The 18,107-nt window shown below is 38.0% G+C and carries 13 protein-coding genes; 8 read left to right on the forward strand and 5 right to left on the reverse strand.

Annotated elements, in window-relative coordinates; genetic code table 11:
* Positions 1 to 216: 216 nt before the first annotated feature.
* The 5 genes from QWZ08_RS27815 to QWZ08_RS27835 form a co-directional block, all read right to left on the reverse strand.
* On the reverse strand, positions 217 to 3,045 hold the full coding sequence (locus tag QWZ08_RS27815; protein WP_290341241.1) for an ATP-binding protein: 2,829 nt from the start codon (positions 3,043 to 3,045) through the stop codon (positions 217 to 219).
* 317 nt (positions 3,046 to 3,362) lie between these two features.
* Positions 3,363 to 4,181, reverse strand: coding sequence for a DUF5602 domain-containing protein (locus QWZ08_RS27820; RefSeq protein WP_290341243.1), 819 nt, complete (start codon positions 4,179 to 4,181; stop codon positions 3,363 to 3,365).
* An 87-nt stretch (positions 4,182 to 4,268) separates the two neighbouring features.
* Positions 4,269 to 5,624 (reverse strand): T9SS type A sorting domain-containing protein, encoded by a 1,356-nt coding sequence (locus tag QWZ08_RS27825; protein WP_290341246.1) that lies wholly within the window; start codon positions 5,622 to 5,624, stop codon positions 4,269 to 4,271.
* A gap of 17 nt (positions 5,625 to 5,641) precedes the next feature.
* Complete coding sequence (locus tag QWZ08_RS27830) at positions 5,642 to 6,478, reverse strand: hypothetical protein (RefSeq protein ID WP_290341248.1); 837 nt, start codon at positions 6,476 to 6,478, stop codon at positions 5,642 to 5,644.
* A 43-nt stretch (positions 6,479 to 6,521) separates the two neighbouring features.
* Positions 6,522 to 8,456 carry a tail fiber domain-containing protein gene (locus QWZ08_RS27835; RefSeq protein WP_290341250.1) on the reverse strand — a complete coding sequence of 645 codons (1,935 nt, stop codon included), beginning with the start codon at positions 8,454 to 8,456 and terminating at the stop codon, positions 6,522 to 6,524.
* 924 nt (positions 8,457 to 9,380) lie between these two features.
* Here QWZ08_RS27835 and QWZ08_RS27840 point away from each other — a divergent pair.
* From QWZ08_RS27840 to QWZ08_RS27875, 8 genes are all read left to right on the forward strand, one after another.
* Positions 9,381 to 10,616 carry a tyrosine-type recombinase/integrase gene (locus tag QWZ08_RS27840; RefSeq protein WP_290341253.1) on the forward strand — a complete coding sequence of 412 codons (1,236 nt, stop codon included), beginning with the start codon at positions 9,381 to 9,383 and terminating at the stop codon, positions 10,614 to 10,616.
* 318 nt (positions 10,617 to 10,934) lie between these two features.
* Positions 10,935 to 12,158, forward strand: coding sequence for a tyrosine-type recombinase/integrase (locus QWZ08_RS27845; RefSeq protein ID WP_290341255.1), 1,224 nt, complete (start codon positions 10,935 to 10,937; stop codon positions 12,156 to 12,158).
* Positions 12,159 to 12,305: 147 nt separating this feature from the next.
* Positions 12,306 to 13,736 carry a toxin-antitoxin system YwqK family antitoxin gene (locus QWZ08_RS27850; protein WP_290341257.1) on the forward strand — a complete coding sequence of 477 codons (1,431 nt, stop codon included), beginning with the start codon at positions 12,306 to 12,308 and terminating at the stop codon, positions 13,734 to 13,736.
* 196 nt (positions 13,737 to 13,932) lie between these two features.
* Positions 13,933 to 14,577 carry a hypothetical protein gene (locus tag QWZ08_RS27855; RefSeq protein WP_290341259.1) on the forward strand — a complete coding sequence of 215 codons (645 nt, stop codon included), beginning with the start codon at positions 13,933 to 13,935 and terminating at the stop codon, positions 14,575 to 14,577.
* Between the two features lie 218 nt (positions 14,578 to 14,795).
* Positions 14,796 to 15,251, forward strand: a complete 456-nt coding sequence (locus tag QWZ08_RS27860; protein WP_290341261.1) for a hypothetical protein — start codon at positions 14,796 to 14,798, stop codon at positions 15,249 to 15,251.
* 221 nt (positions 15,252 to 15,472) lie between these two features.
* Positions 15,473 to 16,510, forward strand: a complete 1,038-nt coding sequence (locus tag QWZ08_RS27865; protein ID WP_290341263.1) for an SMI1/KNR4 family protein — start codon at positions 15,473 to 15,475, stop codon at positions 16,508 to 16,510.
* Positions 16,511 to 16,778: 268 nt separating this feature from the next.
* Complete coding sequence (locus tag QWZ08_RS27870; protein ID WP_290341266.1) at positions 16,779 to 17,333, forward strand: hypothetical protein; 555 nt, start codon at positions 16,779 to 16,781, stop codon at positions 17,331 to 17,333.
* Between the two features lie 261 nt (positions 17,334 to 17,594).
* Positions 17,595 to 18,026 carry a hypothetical protein gene (locus QWZ08_RS27875; RefSeq protein WP_290341268.1) on the forward strand — a complete coding sequence of 144 codons (432 nt, stop codon included), beginning with the start codon at positions 17,595 to 17,597 and terminating at the stop codon, positions 18,024 to 18,026.
* Positions 18,027 to 18,107: the final 81 nt, after the last annotated feature.

Here is an 18,107-nt window from a genome sequence, read left to right on the forward strand (position 1 = left end):
AAAATGTTTAACATTCGTTAATTATTATGACACTTCGTTTTTTGCGATTCGTTGCAATACTGATTACTGTCGTTAGGGCATTTGCCAGACAGTTAATAATTGTAGTTGCCTCTAAAAGAAAATTAATGTTTTTTTGCGGTTGCCTGCAACAGCATGCTGGAATATTTGTGCTTAATTTTCTTTCGGTTGCTTTCCCCCCTAAAAGGTCGCATAACTTTACAAAATTTCACTTGGACTTACTCCAAACTCTTCTTTAAAACATTTGGAAAAATACGTGTGACTACTAAAGCCTACTTTAAAAGCCACTTCGGAAGGCGTGGCATATTTTTTCTGCAGTAATTCTTTGGCCCTTAACAATCTTGTGTTGCGGATAACCTCTCCAGGAGCTTGGTTGGTTAGGGCAATTAATTTTCTATGCAACTGGCTCCTGCTCATATTGACAGCCCCTGCCAGTTCTTCAACTCCAAAATTGTCTTCCTCCATATTTTTTTCAATCGCCTGCATCACATTGGTCAGAAATTTTTCATCTGTGCTGTTAACTGCTATTTCAGCCGGTTTCAGCATCACCTGGCCGGCAAATTTTTTACGCAATAACTTTCTTTGCTGCACCAGGTTTTGAATTCTCACCAGCAATTCTTTTGCATCAAATGGTTTGGTGAGATAATCATCTGCCCCCGTTTCAAGCCCTTCTACCCTGTGCTGCTGACCAGCTTTTGCTGTTAACAGTATCACAGGTATATGACTGGTATGTTCGTTTTTTTTCAATTGAGCCGCCATTTTAAAACCATCCATTACAGGCATCATCACATCGCTAACAACCAGATCAGGAATTTCAGCTATCGCTTTTTCATAGCCTTGCTTGCCGTTTGTTGCTTCAATTACCTGGAATTCTTTTTCAATTGTTTCATAAATAAACTGCCGCAGATCGTCATTGTCTTCCACAATTAATACAAGCGGCAGGTCGCTCCCATTAATCTGTTTCAACACGGGACTTTTTTCCTGGCTTTCTTCATACCTTTTATTTACTTGTATTTCATTGTCCTTCCATTCACCATACACCATTTCATTTTCATTGAATGCATTTTTACCAACGGGCAGGCTTACCTTAAAACGGGTGCCCTTGCCGGGTTCGCTGCTCACGCTTATCTGGCCGCTATATAGGTCAACCAATTCTTTTACCAGTGCAAGACCAATGCCTGTTCCTTTATCTTCTGTTCCCTCCACCTGGTAAAAACGGTCAAACACTTTGGCCAGGTCTTTTTTGGATATGCCGGGCCCGCTGTCATCTACCTCAAAACGAATCCTGTTTTCATCACATTCCACATTCAGTGACACACTTCCTTTTTCAGGGGTATATTTAAATGCATTGCCTAAAAGATTGGTTATAATCTTTTCAAGCTTGTCTTTATCAAAAAAAGTGATGGTGGTTTGTTCAGGAAGATGAACATAATAATGTATTTGTTTTCTTTCTGCCATGGATTCAAAAGAGGCTGCCAGCACCTTTATTATCTGCATTACATCTCCTTTAATCACCTGCATCTTCATCTTACCCGAATCGAGCCTTGATAGATCAAGTAATTGATTTACCAGTTCAAGCAAACGGTCAGTGTGTCTTCGCATGGTGCTGATCTGGCGCAACGAAACTTCTGTATATCCACTTCTTGATCTGTCATTGGCCTGTTCTTCTATTTTCTGTAGAGGGCCCTGGATAAGTGTTAGCGGCGTTCTGAATTCATGAGAAATGTTGGCAAAGAACCGTGATTTAATATCGTCAATGTCTTTTATGTTATCAGCTTCGGCCTTTGCCTGCTCATTTAATTTTATCTTATAGGCAAGGGCTACTGCAAATATGAATAACTGCCCGAGCTGGCCTACGGGAAACGGTCGAAAGGGCATAAAACCGTACATATTATCCAGGAAACCAAGGATGGAAAAACATAAAAGCCATAAGCCCCCCACTATAAATAAGCGGGCAAAAATATTATTGAAAAAGGCAAAGCGGATAACAAACACAAATGTAACAGCAGTAAAAAGAAGGTTTGAAACAGGAAGAAAAAAAGCATGCTTAGCGCTAGCTAACCAGATTAGCTGCATCATTACAATTATGCTCCAGGCACCAATAAAAACTTTTAAAATATTATCTGTTTGTTTTGACAAAGCAGGCAGATTAATGAAAGAACGTCCGAATAAAAGGAAGAAAATAAAAATGCCGGGCACCAGTATAATTTGAAAACTAATATATAGTTGCGGATGCTCAGGTGTATACCAGTCAATAAAAGGCAACCGGGAATGTATGGTAAGATAAATCTGTGTCAGAAAAAGAGTATACAATCCAAAAAATAAATACGATTTGTCTTTTATAAAAAAGAAAAGGCAAAAGGAGAACAGCGAAAAAAGGAATACAATACCACCCTGCACCGTGATGAGACCATCTCCAAAACCTGCAGGTAACATAACTGAAGGATTATGCAGCTCAATATAGGGTGAAGCGGTTCCGCCAGAAGTACTGTAGAACTTAATATAAATTATCTGCCTCCCGCCCGGGCTGCCGGAAAAAAGCACGCGGCTGATGCCTGCTGTGTTTTTAATCTGCTTCTGTGAGCGGGGAACATAAAGGCCGCTTCGCTGGTGCGATACAAGCTCTTTGTTTTGACTCAGGAAAAAAACATCCACAAAATTATACTGCACGGCATCCGAATTGGAAGCGTAATAATACCGGCTTGTATCCCGCAACAGCAGCCACCAATTACTAAAGCTATCCCTGGTTTCAACAGAAAGGCGTATCCAGTAACTGGTATAATTCTTTAATTGTTTGAAAGCTGCTACAGGCTTAAATTTATCATCAAATTTTCCGGCCGTAATTTCCTGAACCGTGAATTTGTTTGTTTCATCAGCCAGTACAACTGAGACTGGCCTCAGATCGTGTATCTGAACCTTTGCATCCACCACATAAAAAGAATCGGCAGGAGTTGCTTCCTTATGTTGCTGCGCAAGTATATTAAACTGCAGGCAAATGAAAAACAGTATAAAATAAAATAACTTCATGCTGGTGATAACTGAATGAAAAGTAGCGAATTAAATTTGCAAACGGAAATAAGTAACTCCTCGACGCTGTTTATAATTACTACAAGCCTTTCTGCCAGTAAAACATTTGTTTCTCTTCTTTATTATATAGATCTATTGTTAAACTGCCCATGATTGCTTTTGGACTCACTGCTTAGCCAGATTAATCTGTATGCTACTTTGCATGTACTCATGATTTATTTTGCACTCTTTTGCGAACGACTTTCAGCATACCCCAACGTGATTTGTGTGTGCTGGTTATGGCCAGCACACACAAATAATATCTTATAAAAAGAATATTATCTCCATACAAAATCACTAAGCGTTACGTAATGTTTTGAAGAAACAGGATCTTTATAAATATTATATTGCTGCGGATAATATTTATTGACAGGGTCAAATACATGCAACTGGCGGAATGCTGTTGTATAACTGGTACCCTGCACCAGATAATCTCTTATCACCATTGGTTCCAAAAAAGTGAACCTGCCATTATACGAACCGTATATAAACGTTTTTGTAAATGGTGGCGCAAAAGTGCCATCTATCCAATGCTTACCCATCTGTGGCACGCCACCGGGTGTTGGAAAATATAAGTCGGGCCAATAAGCATGCGGAGGAAGCTTGTCAAATCCAGCCGGGGCGACTTCATAAGGCGGAATAGCCATCCGGTCACCCTCACTGATCATGTAAAAATGAAAGTCGAAATGCGGAACATCAAAAACATGTTTCGGCTCGTGACCTTGTACATTCCAATTGATCACAAGGTGATCAAAGGGTGTAACATCGCTTGCTTTTTTATGCAAAGGCAGCACAAATGTAGCAGCAGCAACATCTTCCGGATCTTGCGGCAAGCCATACAAAGCGCCATCGGTCATTTCTATACCAAGTTCTACCGGTACGCCATCATGATTGATGCTTATCCATGACCTGGCCTTGCCATTGCCCATCTGTATTTCCGGGCCTTTAAAAACATTTTCTATACTGCTGTTTAATTTGTCTGCAGATACAGTACCTGCATCAGCGACTGTTGTTTGCCTCCCCTCTTTGTAGCAGGAAGAGAAAAATATAATCACGAAGACAAATAATACCTGGTAATGCACGATTTTCTTTTTCATATTTTCTGTTTTAGATTGTTTAATAAAATACTGACGAGCCAATGGAATAATTATTTAGATAACCTTTACTTGAACTGTTACATAGTTTTACAACTTCACAATTGTAACTTTCTTTTCAATTTGCCCGTTGCTCCAGCTTGCAATAACCCGGTACGTTCCTGAAGCAATGTTATTCATATTGATATGCACAAGATTGTTCCCCTTAAGTAAATTGATTTGTTGCAGACTTATCATTGATCCTTTATTATCAAATATTTTTATTACAGCCTTCGATTCTTTAGCAACGTTAATTATAGCGGTTAGATTTTTAGCTACAGGGTTTGGCCAAACTTTCCAATCTTTATCAGCATCACAATCTGCATGAATACTGCCTGAGTATTTTATGCCACCATTCAGATCATATTCCGCAATGCGATATGCAGCACTATTGGCCAGTGGGCTGTTGTCTGTAAAACTATAACTACGTTCTATACTACTGTTGCCCGCTGCGGGTTGGCGGTCAACCACAGCCCAGCCACTACCACCAGCACTTCTTTCAACATTAAAATAACTGCTGTTAATCTCCTGTGCAGTTTCCCATGTCAGCTTAACATTGCCATTCTCACATCCGGCATTGAAAAGACTAAATATAACGGGCAGCGGATTGCTGACACGGGCAAGTGTCCAGGTGGAGAATGCATCAATACCCGTTTTCTCTATATAATTGCTTGCAGTGTTTCTCGTTGTAAAACCAGCATCACTCCAGCTAAGGCCATCCGGACTTCTCCACAAAACGAGGCTGTTTGCATCCAAACCATTGAGTTCGGTATTGAGATAGCCAAACCGGAGTGTTGCATTAAGACCGCTGTTATTGGCGGGACTAATATCATAATACCGCAGGATACCTGCACCTCCGGATCCGGCAATGTTTTGCGCCACATGTCCCCTGCGGATGACAGTACTACCCAAATTTTGCACAGACGTTATAATAGCTCCGAGATTGCCGGGATCGATTGAAACAGGTGCATTGAGCGTATTGACAATTTGCAAATAGCCACCATTAGTACCGGTAACACCCGTCATTTCTGATTCTCCATTGACGGAGCCGGAAGTACCAAGATCAATATTGTTGTTATTCAAATCCAGAAAACCTGACTGGAAAGTAATTGCCTGGCTTACATTAATTGTTCTTTGTAAAATAATTTTTGAAGAGCCAGTAAGTGCCACCTGGATATTGCTAAAAAGTGGAACGTTAGTTCCACTGACAGCTACATTTTTATTGCCGGTAAACTTAAAAATATTATCCAGGATTGCACTGCTTGCATCATGCTGCAGATCGATGTTATCAAGCACTACGTAAGTGCCTGCTTCACTTTTCCAGCTGGTGCCTGCCCCGATCTGCAATTGCGCATGGCAGTAAACAGAGGCAAGTAAGCAGGTGGAAAGAATACATAATTTTTTCATTGCTCAACTGTTATGGGTTACTGACATTGATAAGTGTATGTTTCAATAAATGAATAAGTAGTACCATCCGATATCTTTTTATTTGTGTTTATTCTTGATAGGGGAAAACCGTTATCATTGTATGTATAAGTTATGGTTCTAATCCTATCCGGATCTCCGGAATTATTATATCCCAACAGGTTATTTTTGCTAAGCGCTTCAAATATTGGCCCGGGGTCGTAATTGTTCCAACCTGCATGCATATACAATTGCCAGTTTTTTATACCTGTATACGGACTTGGTTTGTCATCATAACCCGTGGCTGTTACTACGACATCGCCCCTGGGGCCTGTTGTGTTTTCGTATTTCAGGGAAGTAACATTATCCTGGTCGTTATAAACAATGGTGAGCTTGTATTCCCAATCTGTGGCAATATGCGGCGTTGTTTCCAGCACCTGCACCAACCTTGATTTGCCATCATAAGCAAATGTATAGTTCCAGTAATCGGACTGTGTGATGCCATCCATGGTTATCCACTGACTTGCAGTTGTAGGAAGCCCGGTAAAGATATTGGCGTTGTAAGATGTATTTAGTGAGTCGGTAAGTCCGGTCCTTACCGATGCCGGTTGGGTGATGGAAGTAGACGAATATCCTATCGCCATTTTCACCGGGGGATATGAAATATTGGCCAACGTCCCATCTGCGTTGTAGGTATACACATATGTTAAATTCCCTGAGTTAAAGTTGGAATATTCCGTCAGTGGTTTGCATTTCGCAGTCCCCACTGGAGTAACAGCATTTACGCTGTCTTTACCGCAACTGGAGCATACGCCAACAAATAATACAAGGACATGTAACCGGATAATTTTTTTCATGTTTTATTTTTTATGGAGTGAATAAATTGAGTGATAGGAAGGTTTACTTCTTTTCTATTACCTCCATGCGTTTTAGCAACAGGTCAATTTGTTGTTGTTGATTTTCTATAACGGTCTGTTGTCGTTTTATAAGATTGCTTAGTTCCTGCGTAGCAGAAATATTGAGCGTAGTTAGGCCTTCATAATCGACGGTTCTAAAATCATCCACTTCTTCACCATAAACAAATATATTGTCGGACTTAATAAAGGGTACACTGATGATAACCTTCGTGTCTGAAGGAATAGAAACAATTTCTGCGTCCTGCATTGTTTCACCGTCAGATAGAAGAACCCGTAGTTTTTTTGCGTTGTGGCTGATATTATGTTTATCGGTAAAACTTAATAAAAAACCCATCGTAGTTTTTTCAATCTTGTTAGTGTGTTGATATACGTTAGGAATAAAATCGGTATGCTTTGACACTGCCTGTGGGTATACCTTTTCAACTTCCTGTGCAATTACTTTTTTAAAGGTTTTGTTACCATACATTACTTTGTCCTTCATTGTGTAATCGGTAACTTTTAAAGTACTAATGGTTTCTAAATCTTCGGCTTTATTGCTGATCCCGATAATATTTTTAATTCGTGCATCTGAAAAAGCATCAAATTCCCCCGCGTGCACAGCACCAGTGGCATGAATGGAGACATTGGCGGTGCAAAAGTTGCAGTCCCCCACACCATTTAGATAACCGCCTCTGTTAATGTATGAATAGCTGCTTACAGTTGCTACAGTTCCTACAACATCCAGTGCAGCCTGTGGAGTACTGGTATTAATTCCAATTCTTCCTCCTGTGCCATATTTTGGCAAGAAAACAAAATCGGTTGTACTGGCAAATTGAGAAGATGTATTGGTTTGAGCAATGGCAGTTACCTGTACTCCATTTCCAAATGTTATGTCATTACCATTGAATCCATTGGCAGCCCCAATTTGCAATCTATTAACAGGAGTGGCGGCGCCAATTCCTACGTTGCCTGTATTTGTATTCATTAATAAACCCCAGCCAGCAACGTCTCCATAAATACCCACCAGGTTAAAGTCTTTCGTGCCGATGAATGCATTTACTGCTGAATTATCAGCGTTGTTTAATGATATTCCGGCTGTAGATGACACCGAACTGCTGCGTATTCGTATTCTGTCTGCGATATCCATTTTAAAAGCCTGATCGCCAACTCCAACACCCACATTGCCATTGATATCAATATTTATTGCAGCATTGCTGTTGGCAACCAGCCTGAATGCATGTGGAGAAAAAGTACCAATAGCAGCCGAAACACCCCCAACTGCTTCTTTCAAAATAATTCCACCATCACTTTCATGTGAAAAGCCATCGGTATTATTGGGTGTATGTATTGTAAGTTTTGTACCAGGAACCGTTGTACCAATTCCGAAATTTCCATTCGGAAGTAATGTCATTAATTCATTACTGTTATTCGTAAAAAAAGTAAGCGGGTGATTAGACTTTGTTCCCAACCAACCCTTCCCGTTTCCAATATAAGTTCCCAATGTTACAGTACCATCTGAATGAGTAATACCGTAGTTGCCTGTTGTAGTTTGTACAGAAAGTTTAGTAAGAGGGGCAGCGGTACCAATACCTACGTTACCAGCCGTGTTTGAAAAAATATCACTTGCATTTAATGTCCAATAATTAGTGGAGCTTCCAGAAGACAATACATTCCATGCCGTGCCATTGTAAAACCAAAAACTATTGGTGTCAGTATCAAACACCAGCAAACCTGCTGCCGGCGTTGGAATGTTTGTTCTTTGAAGGGTGGTCATCCGGGGGGGCAGCATGCCTTTGGTAATACTTTTAATATCAAGTATGGCGCTGCTATGTGCCGCCAATCCATCTGTGTTGATGGCAACGCTCTGAGCCATCAAGCAATCCACAGAAAAAATCGCCATGCAAGCAATAACGGCCAAAAGAAGTACTAATCGTTTCATGTGTGTTTTTTAAGTTTTGAAAGAAATTTTTTTATGTCTTATCCATTTATTTTACTTATCAGTTTTTATACTTAAGGGTAAAGTTTATATCAGAGCCTGCTGTTGGTTATATTTTTGTTTACCTCTTATAATGCTTAAATCTTTTTTTAATCTTATCGGCAGTAATTCAGCCCTGCATGCCACCAGAGGCATCCGTTTGATAATTGATGTTTCTAAACCGAATAATTAATTTATTTTGATAAAAGTAGGGCGGCTGGGCTGCAAGGTGTTAGCGATTATGTGGTAGATGCTGGCACTATCGTCGCATGTGATATACTGCTGAAGATCAACTTATTGCAAAGTGGCATGCAACAGGTTTTTCAATATGTGCGACAAAAACTTTTAAAGAAAGATTCTATTTCGGCGTTCAGTAGTTGGGATGTTCTGCAATGTCCACAAGACGGGCTTGTTTTTAAACTTTTGTGCAAAGAAAAAACTTTTTGCCTTCGTCTCGGCGTTACTGATGCCCTAGTTGCAAACAATTCAATGCAAGCAATTACCCAATCATTAACTTACCTGTAAAACCTGTACGGTTTGCCTGGTGGATAGTAAGTCTAAGCGATATTTTATCACCTGTGAAACCAATATAAACTTATCCAGTGGCTGCGGGTAGAGTATACTAATAGTAAACATATACGCATAAAAAAAGAGACTATCTTAATGATAATCTCTTGTGGTGGTGACCGCGTCAGGATTCAAACCTGAAACCTTCTGATCCGTAGCCTCTTAATTTAACTTTTCAGTTGTTTGCAGTTGTTTGCAATTAGCGCTACAACCCTTACCAGTATTGGTTTTTATAAACTTTCTTATTTATTTTGTTGCGTGTTAAAAACAGTGTTTTTTGCAAAACATGTATCAAATTATGTATCAAATTTTTTATTGTTTATGAAAAAGAAGAGGGTAAATGTTCAGGTGGTGCCGGACTATAGAAGAAATAAAAATGAAGGCCGGTTTCCATTAAAATTAAGAGTCACTTACAAAAGCGAAAGAAAATATTACAGCACAGGTTACAGTGCTTCTTTAGATGAATGGGAACTAATAAACAGTTCAGACGCTAAAGGAAAGTTGCGTAAAATTAAATTAGACATTTCTGGAATTGAAAATGATGCCCAAAAATGCTGCGATGAAATTACGTCCTTTTCTTTTAAACAATTTGAATATCTATTTTTTGATGAAAGGATCATTTTTAAAAATGTAAGATCATCGTATACCGCATACATGGATCAATTAGTAGCAAACGATCAGTATGCTACATCTATCACATATAGAACGGCTCTTCGCAGGCTAGAAAAATATCATCCTGATTTAAAATTTGAGGATATCACTGTAGAATTTCTCAGCAGATATGAATCCTGGGAATTAAGCAACGGCAAATCAATTACTACAATTGGTATCAATCTTAGAACACTTCGGGCTATAATGAATCTCGCTAAAGAAAACGGAACTATTTCCGTTCAACAATATCCTTTTGGAAAAAGAAAGTACACCATTCCTACAAGTAAAAACATAAAGAAAGCATTGACGATTGAACAGATAAAGAAGATATTTGACTATCCTGCTCCTACCCTGTCTCCAATGGAAAAAGCGAAAGATATCTGGATATTCAGTTACCTGTGCAATGGCATTAACCTGATGGATATTGCTCACCTGCAATGGAAAAATATCGAAACAAATTGTATTCACTTTGTAAGAGAAAAAACAAAACGCAAACAAAGAGCTAACCCCAAAATAATTACGGCCTTAAGAAATGAGCATGTAAATAGAATTATAAGCAAATGGGGAAATCATGAATCTAAGCAGGACGGTGATGATTTTGTTTTTGGAATTCTGAGCGCTGGAGATACAGCAAAAGACATACGCCGAAAGGTTCAGCAATTTATTCAAACCAACAATTTATGGACGAAAAAAATTGGTGTCGAATTGGGTTTTAGCCTGGCGCTAACATCTTACGTCGCACGCCACTCTTTTGCAACCATTTTGGTTCGTGGTGGTGCTCCTATCGAATTTGCAAGCCAGAGCCTGGGGCATGCGAATATTTTGACTACCCAACAATATTTTGCCGGCTTTGACCTGGCAAAACAAGCCGAATATGTCAAGGCATTGACCGACTTTAAGATATAATTTCATAAGGTGAATGAAACATTATGACATTTACTTACACCACAAAGAAGATAAACTAACATTGAATCAAAAGATCGACACCTTTCAGAAAACGGCATTGGTAAAAAATATGTTAGATATTGTTTAATATAATCATTTAAGTTGTATTTTGTACCAGAAAGTTGTTTGCTCCCGTACCTATTCCTGTTACTGAGAGATGGCTATGCCATTCAAAAAATATTACCGTCATTCCTACCTCTGTTCCATTTAAATAAATAACAAATCTATTCCGCGTGTGAAATATGAAACCCGGAATATTGAATTTTTAAATTTTAAAACATGGAAACTGTAACATTAAGGCCTCTTTATCACAAAGAAAAGGATTGCATTGGCATTTACTTCAACAACCTGCCCTTACTGAACAAATCGGTAAGAAAAGTAACCGATTGCCGCTGGACAAAAACATTCGGGTGCTGGTACACTCCATTAAATAAAGCTAATTATATGGCCATTACTGCTGCGTTTGAAGGGCTGGCCGTAACAGACAATGCTGAACTGAAAACTTATTTAATACAAAGGCAAAAACCAACCCCTGCTATAAGCCCTGCAAAAGTAGCTTTACCACCTGCACCAGTCAGTGGAGTTAAAGAAAAGACAACCATAACCATTTATAAACCGTTAACGGTTATAAAAGCAGGCACCATACAAGCGATCAATGCGCATGTATTGCCCGCCATGAAGCAGCAGCTTGTTTTAAAAGCTTACAGCCAATCTACTATCAGAACTTATCTTACAGAGATGAGCCAGCTATTGCAAACGCTTGGCAAAAACAATGCAGACGCTTTAACACCAGTTGATTTAAGAAGATACTTTGTTTTTTGTTTTGAAAAATTAAGGCTAGCCGAAAATACCCTGCATAGCAGGATCAACGCACTGAAATTTTATTATGAACAAGTGTTGGGGCGGGACAAGTTTTTTTGGGAAATACCGCGGCCCAAAAAACATATACAATTGCCACAGGTATTTAACCAGGATGAAGTTGCGGGCATAATCAATTCGATTACCAATTTAAAGCACAAGACCATGCTGATGCTGGCCTACAGTGCAGGCCTGAGGGTGAGTGAAGTGGTAGCTTTAAAAACATACCAGATTGACAGCAAAAGGATGAGTATTTTTTTAGAAAGGGCCAAAGGCAAGAAAGATCGACTGGTAGTATTGAGTGCAGTATTGCTGGTAATGCTAAGAGAATATGCATTAAAATATAAGCCTCAAAAAAAGGGATATTTGTTTGAAGGAGCTGTTGCCGGACAAGGATACAGCACGCGGAGCCTGGAAGAAGTAATACAGCAGGCAAAGCAGAAAGCCGGTGTGATTAAGCCGGGCAGTATACACGCGTTACGGCACAGCTTTGCCACACACTTGCTGGAAAGAGGTACCGATATTTCCATGATACAAAAGTTGCTGGGTCACAATGATCTTAGAACAACGTTGCGGTATCTTCACACGACCAATAAAGACCTGATAAAAATTGTAAGTCCGCTTGATAATCTGGACTTAAAATAACAATGAACTGTGTATTACCGCTACAAAAAAAATTCCGCGCTTTTTTAGACATTTTATTCACTCACAGGCAGTTAGAAAAATTGTTTTTGATAAAAAGTAGCGTACTTTAGCTATAATACACATGTTAGCGGCAACCTTATAGCGACAATGCAAATATCAACATCAATACTTTTGTTCAGCTTGACTTTAAGTCTGACCCAAGCATTTGGACAAAAACCTGTTTGGATAAAAGAGGGCAATCCTAAATATATGTACAAAGCACAAGGGGAATGGCTTTTTAAAGACAGTTTACCAGACGGACATTATTGCTCTTATGACGACAACAAAAAATTTATTTCAGTTGAGGTTACATTTCTACATGGGAAAAAGGAAGGAATTGAAAATCGCTATTTTTCATACAGTCCTGAAAAATATGCAATAATAAATTGGCATAATGGCAAAAAAAACGGGGCAGAGACAAATTTCAACGGTAACGGAACAGTTTCTTATATTTTAAACTTCAAAGAAGATCTGTTAAATGGCTATTGCGAAGTGAATTGGAGTGAAGGCGAAAAAAAATATAATGGATATTACAAAATGGGTTATCGTGATAGCGTTTGGACATACTATGACAATAGCAATAAATCAAACGACACATCGGACTATTGGATTGCTAGGCAGTATAAATATGTCAATGGTAAAGAATATTTACTTTCTGCGTGGAATAAAAATGGAAGACAAGTGTTATTTAATGGAACTGGGAGTTTAGAAAGTACAGACTATGACAGTTTCACAAATGTCAATAACTATAAAAATGGTCTGAAAAACGGGAAGTGGATTGAGACTAATCCTGATGGGACGCATTACAATGAAAAAACTTACAAAGACAATCTTCTTGTAAAAGAGATAGAATATTACGATAGCAATAAAGTTGCTTCAATTTCTGAATGGGAATATAATAGTCCTGAAAAAGTTGACACAATCAAATCCTGGGTTGACACTTATATAACAGACATTTTCTATAATGAAATTATTTTCAAAAACTCACCTGTTCAAAATGGACATTGGGTATCTTACTATGAAAACGGAATGAAAATCTATGAAGGGGATTACAATCATGGAAAAAGAATTGGCACATGGACATGGAATTATAAAAACGGAAAACAAAGAATCATTGCAGATTATGCTAACAATACATGGCAGCACTTTGACACTGCTGGTTCAGTACAATCAAATTTCTCAACCGAGTACCTAACTCTTTTGACAGATGAGTTTTGGTTTTTAAATCAGCGCCTTGACACATCAACTATAATATTAACGAAACGAAATACAAAAACGGTAACCCCACGTTTTATTTTCCATTTTGACGGACAACTTGAAATAAATTCTTTTTTAGAGTGCGGCAAAGACATCGCACAAAGTCAAAATTTGTATTCTCTAATTGCAGACACATTAGTTATTGTGCCACTTAAAGAAACAAAAAATCAAAGTAAACCGCTTGCATTTAAAATCATTTCGGCTACGGACGAGAAAATAATAATGAAAAGAGTTGACTCTTGCGAAATAGACATATCGACAGCGAAGAAAGGCAGCCGCTAACATTGGTATTGCTGCAAGTGGGGCTGGACGTTGGAACTTCGGCTGTTTGCATCGCTGTACCTTAGTTCCGGCAGACGAATATCTATTTGGCTTTTAGTTGTTAACTTTAACTTTATATTTTCAATTGGGCAGCGGTTCCGGGCTGGACGTTATAAAATATCCCACCTGCAGCAATACCTGCTCGTTAGCGGCTATTATGAAGACCCTAATTTCCATATCGCTAATTGTTTTACTTGCTTCCTGCCAGACAAAAAATTCTGACAAACACACAACTATACAACAAACTGACCCTTGTAATAATTTAAAAGACTCAATAAAGACAAACATTATTTTTAGTAAGGCAGACACAGCCTTGCCTACAAAAGATTTTTATGACATAGTAAAATTTATTGAGAGTAAAGGAAATTTGAGATTGCAGATTGACGATAATATCCCACTTAAAATCGAGTATTGGCAAGATATTTATTTGACACACGTTGTTGACACTTGCAACCATAAATATCTTACACAATTTTTTGTATTGAAAAATGTTACAGCTTCATCTTGCTACTTCAAATCAACGATACCTGTTAATGGGACAAAAGACTATTTTCCGAGATTCAATTTTATACAATGGAATTTTGCAAATAATGCTGACAGAGATAGTGCATATAAAATTATGAATTGGGTTTACAACAATGACGCAATAATAACCTATGAGTATCGATATAATCAAACGGTGTTTGCAGACAAAAGACTTTATATGTTTGAGCCAGGTGTAAAAATGTTTGAAGAAATAGGAGTTGAGTATGCAAAATATTTAAAGCAGTATTTAAGTGGAAAAGAAAATAACAGCCGCTAACATTGGGTTTGCTGCAAGTCTGGCATGACGTTGTATCAATGGGCATTTTAGCACAATCAACATCAGCTGGGCAGGACAAGCATTGCTGGGCTTTTGTTTGTTAACTTGTACTTTTAAATTTTAAATCATCAGCGGTTCCGGGCAGGACAAGCATTGAATTCCAGCCCTGCAGCAAGCCCTGCTCGTTGTGTGCCAGTTAAACAGACCACTATTTTGACATGAAGTTTCTACTCAGCATATTCATTTTGGTGACAAGTTTCAATGGAAATTGTCAGACAAGCCAATCAAAGATTTTGGGCAAGTGGAAAATCCTTTCTCTCAATGACCGAGAGGTTTATTACAACTTTAAGACCGACTCTGCAGTGCTTAAAGGTTTAGACTCAACAACTAAACAAGACACTTCGATTGGAATGCAAAATCTCCGCCTGACAATGGCGATTATGAAGAATACAGTTTATGTTTTTGCCAATAATAGAGACTTAAAAATTGTTAGACAGGATTCAATTCAAAAAGCCAAGTACAAAATTGTTACAGCAAATGGTAAGACAAAGCTTACATATAACCGAATTGGAGACACCTTTGTAGACAGCTTTTATGTAACCATTAAAATGAATATGCTTTTTCTTAAATCAACTGACAATTCAGAATTCAACATGATTTTTGAAAGAGACTAACCGGCACACAACAAAAATATTTGCAAAAGCAGGGATAGACAATGTAACATCAGCTATGTGCTGGCAGCAGCAGCAGTCCGGGCTCGACGTTCAATGTCCGGCTTTAGCTCTTAAATTCAACAACATATTTTCAAATGGCCATTTGCACCTGGCTGGACAATCAATGAATTCTCTGCCTTCGCAAATACTCGAACGTTGGCAGAAATACTTAGAGACCTTATATGCAAAAAAATCCCATAGACAAACTTAGACAACAAATATTTGACGAAACTGATGGAAATAAGTTTTCCAAATTAAAAGATAAGTTGCTAAAGAAATATGCGAACACAGAAAGAGAAGAAGCCATTGATATACTTTCACAATATGTAAAAGAAGGCAAAATTTTACATTGGCGAAATTTTTTGTTGACAGACCTAATTGATATCATAGATGATAATGAAATAAAATATGCAGACTTTTTTGAATGGACAATTACTGTTCCATCGTTAACGTATTGGGGAATTGATGGACTTCTCAAAACTCAAGGAAAAGACGGTTACAGGAAATTGGTTAAACTAATAGACGATGAAAACCTGCCAGTATCAATTAGAGCTAAAGCAATTAAAAGTATTTCAGAATTCAGTAAACAAACTTTTGACAGGGGCTTACCAAGCGACCCAGATTATTGGAAAGTTGAGGACTTGAAAATAGCAGATATTACGGAATGGCAAAAAGATGGTTATCCTGACGGTTTGAGTTATGCAAAACCACAAACCCATCCAGCATTAAAAAAGCCTGTGTCTGATTTTGAAAAAATTGCTTCTAACCTTGATAAAAAATTAGAAAAATTAAGAGAGGAACAACAGGACTTATCTAATCCATCGAATTGGCTTGTTATAGCTGACGACAGAGACATTACCGAAATTCAACAGAGATGGAAATTGCCTGAAAAATACTTGATTTTCTTAAAGAACTTCTCGCCATTAGGTGTTAATATCTACAGTAAAAGGTTTGTAAATAGTCTTTCTCTTTATGGGGCAGAATATTTAATTGAAGGTCAAAGTGGTTATTCATTTAATTCTGTAGAAGAAAATAAATTTACCGATTGGCCAACAAACCTTGTAGTGATTGGGGATGATGGCGGCGACCCCTACTGTATAGACATTAACGCAGCAAAAGATGGTGACGCACCAATATATACAAGTATGCACGGACAAGGAGTATGGGAGTTTGCAAAGGCTTTTGACAGTTTTACAAAATTTTTGAAAGCACTCACCTGACAATAGTACTTCTGCCAACAAAAGTATTTGCAAAAGCAGGGCTGGACAATGTTACTTCAGCTATTTGCAAGCATCAACAATGGTTCGGGCAGACGACTTTCAATTTGGCTTTTAGTTTATTAATTTCAACATTATATTTTCAATTGGGCATTTGTCCCAGGCAGGACAATCATTGAATTCCCTGCCTTCGCAAATACTCGATCGTTGCCTGTAATAATAATAGACTTCACATATTTGAATAGAATTTCAATAACAACATACCTTCAAAATGACTCGACAACTTTTTATAATCTTTGGTTTCTTTACTTTGACCTCATGCAATATTTCAGATACAATTCAAAAACATAATAAGGCAACAGAGTTTATTAATGCAGTAAATGCACTTGACGAATCTATTATCCCAAGCAGTGAAAAATTTTCAAACTATTTACAGACCGTTGGGCCAATGGCAAAGAATGGAGCAAATTACCAACTCGACCAGCAAAAAATAGACTCCTTAAAAACTTTTTATGAATTGTTCATGCAAAGCTTTGACATTGCAATGAGCAAACTATCTAAACTCAAGGAATTTGATACTTCTTTTAATATAATAAGACCTTCAATAAATCACATGGAAATTATTAAGAACTCATATGTGTCGACAATTCCAGCATATTTAAGAGTGTATAAAATTGGGTGGACAGAAGCAAGCGATTCTTTGAGGAATATTATAAACCAAGGACCTGAAATTTTAGAGAGTGGGCGAATTTCAGCCTCAAAACAAGCGGCAATTAAAGACACGGAAACAAAAAGATTTATTGCCAAATACAAACTATCAAATTAAAATGGGCAGACCGTGAAATTACTGCAGGCAACAAAAGTATTTGCAAAAGCATGGCTGGACAATGTAACTTCAGCTATTTGCAAGCATAAACATCGGTTCAGGCTAGACGTTCAACTTTGATCATTTAATTTAAGCTTCAACTTTATATTTTCAACCAGGCTTTTGTTCCGGCTGGACAAACAACAGGTCCATGCCTTCGCAAATACTTGGTCGTTGTGTGCAAGCTTAAACCAACTCTGCAAAAATTATAAAACGAATTCTATGGGTTTTCTTAAAAACTTGTTTGGGGCCAACAAAAAAGAGTCACTGAACGATAGTGATATAGGAAATTTTAAGAAGCTAACAAATAATGGAGATGTAATTGTATGGACAGGTCAGACTAAGATTTTCAACGAGACAGTTTCCCTGTACATCTCTGGAAATTATGATCAGTTAAATCCGAAAGAAAAAGAGAATCTGTTGGATACTTTAAAAAAAGAAAAAGCCATTGAACCGGAAATTGAAGACGCACTCCGGATGCAGTATGAGGATGCAGATAAACAATATTCTAGCTGGCGAAATCATTTCAGTTGTATTAGCCTCTCGGCAATGAATAATAAAATTTCAATAACATTTGAAGAGAAAGAATCTTATTATCATTTCAATGTTTTCTTAGTAGACAATAAAGTGGCAGGAATATCTGTTGATAGCTAGGCCAGCACACAACATGGGGTTCCTATGTAAAGCGGTTTGAAAGGTTCAATATGTTTGTGAACGGTATTACATAATTTATTT

The organism is Ferruginibacter paludis (assembly GCF_030409685.1).
In the GTDB taxonomy this organism is placed as follows: Bacteria; Bacteroidota; Bacteroidia; order Chitinophagales; family Chitinophagaceae; genus Ferruginibacter; species Ferruginibacter paludis.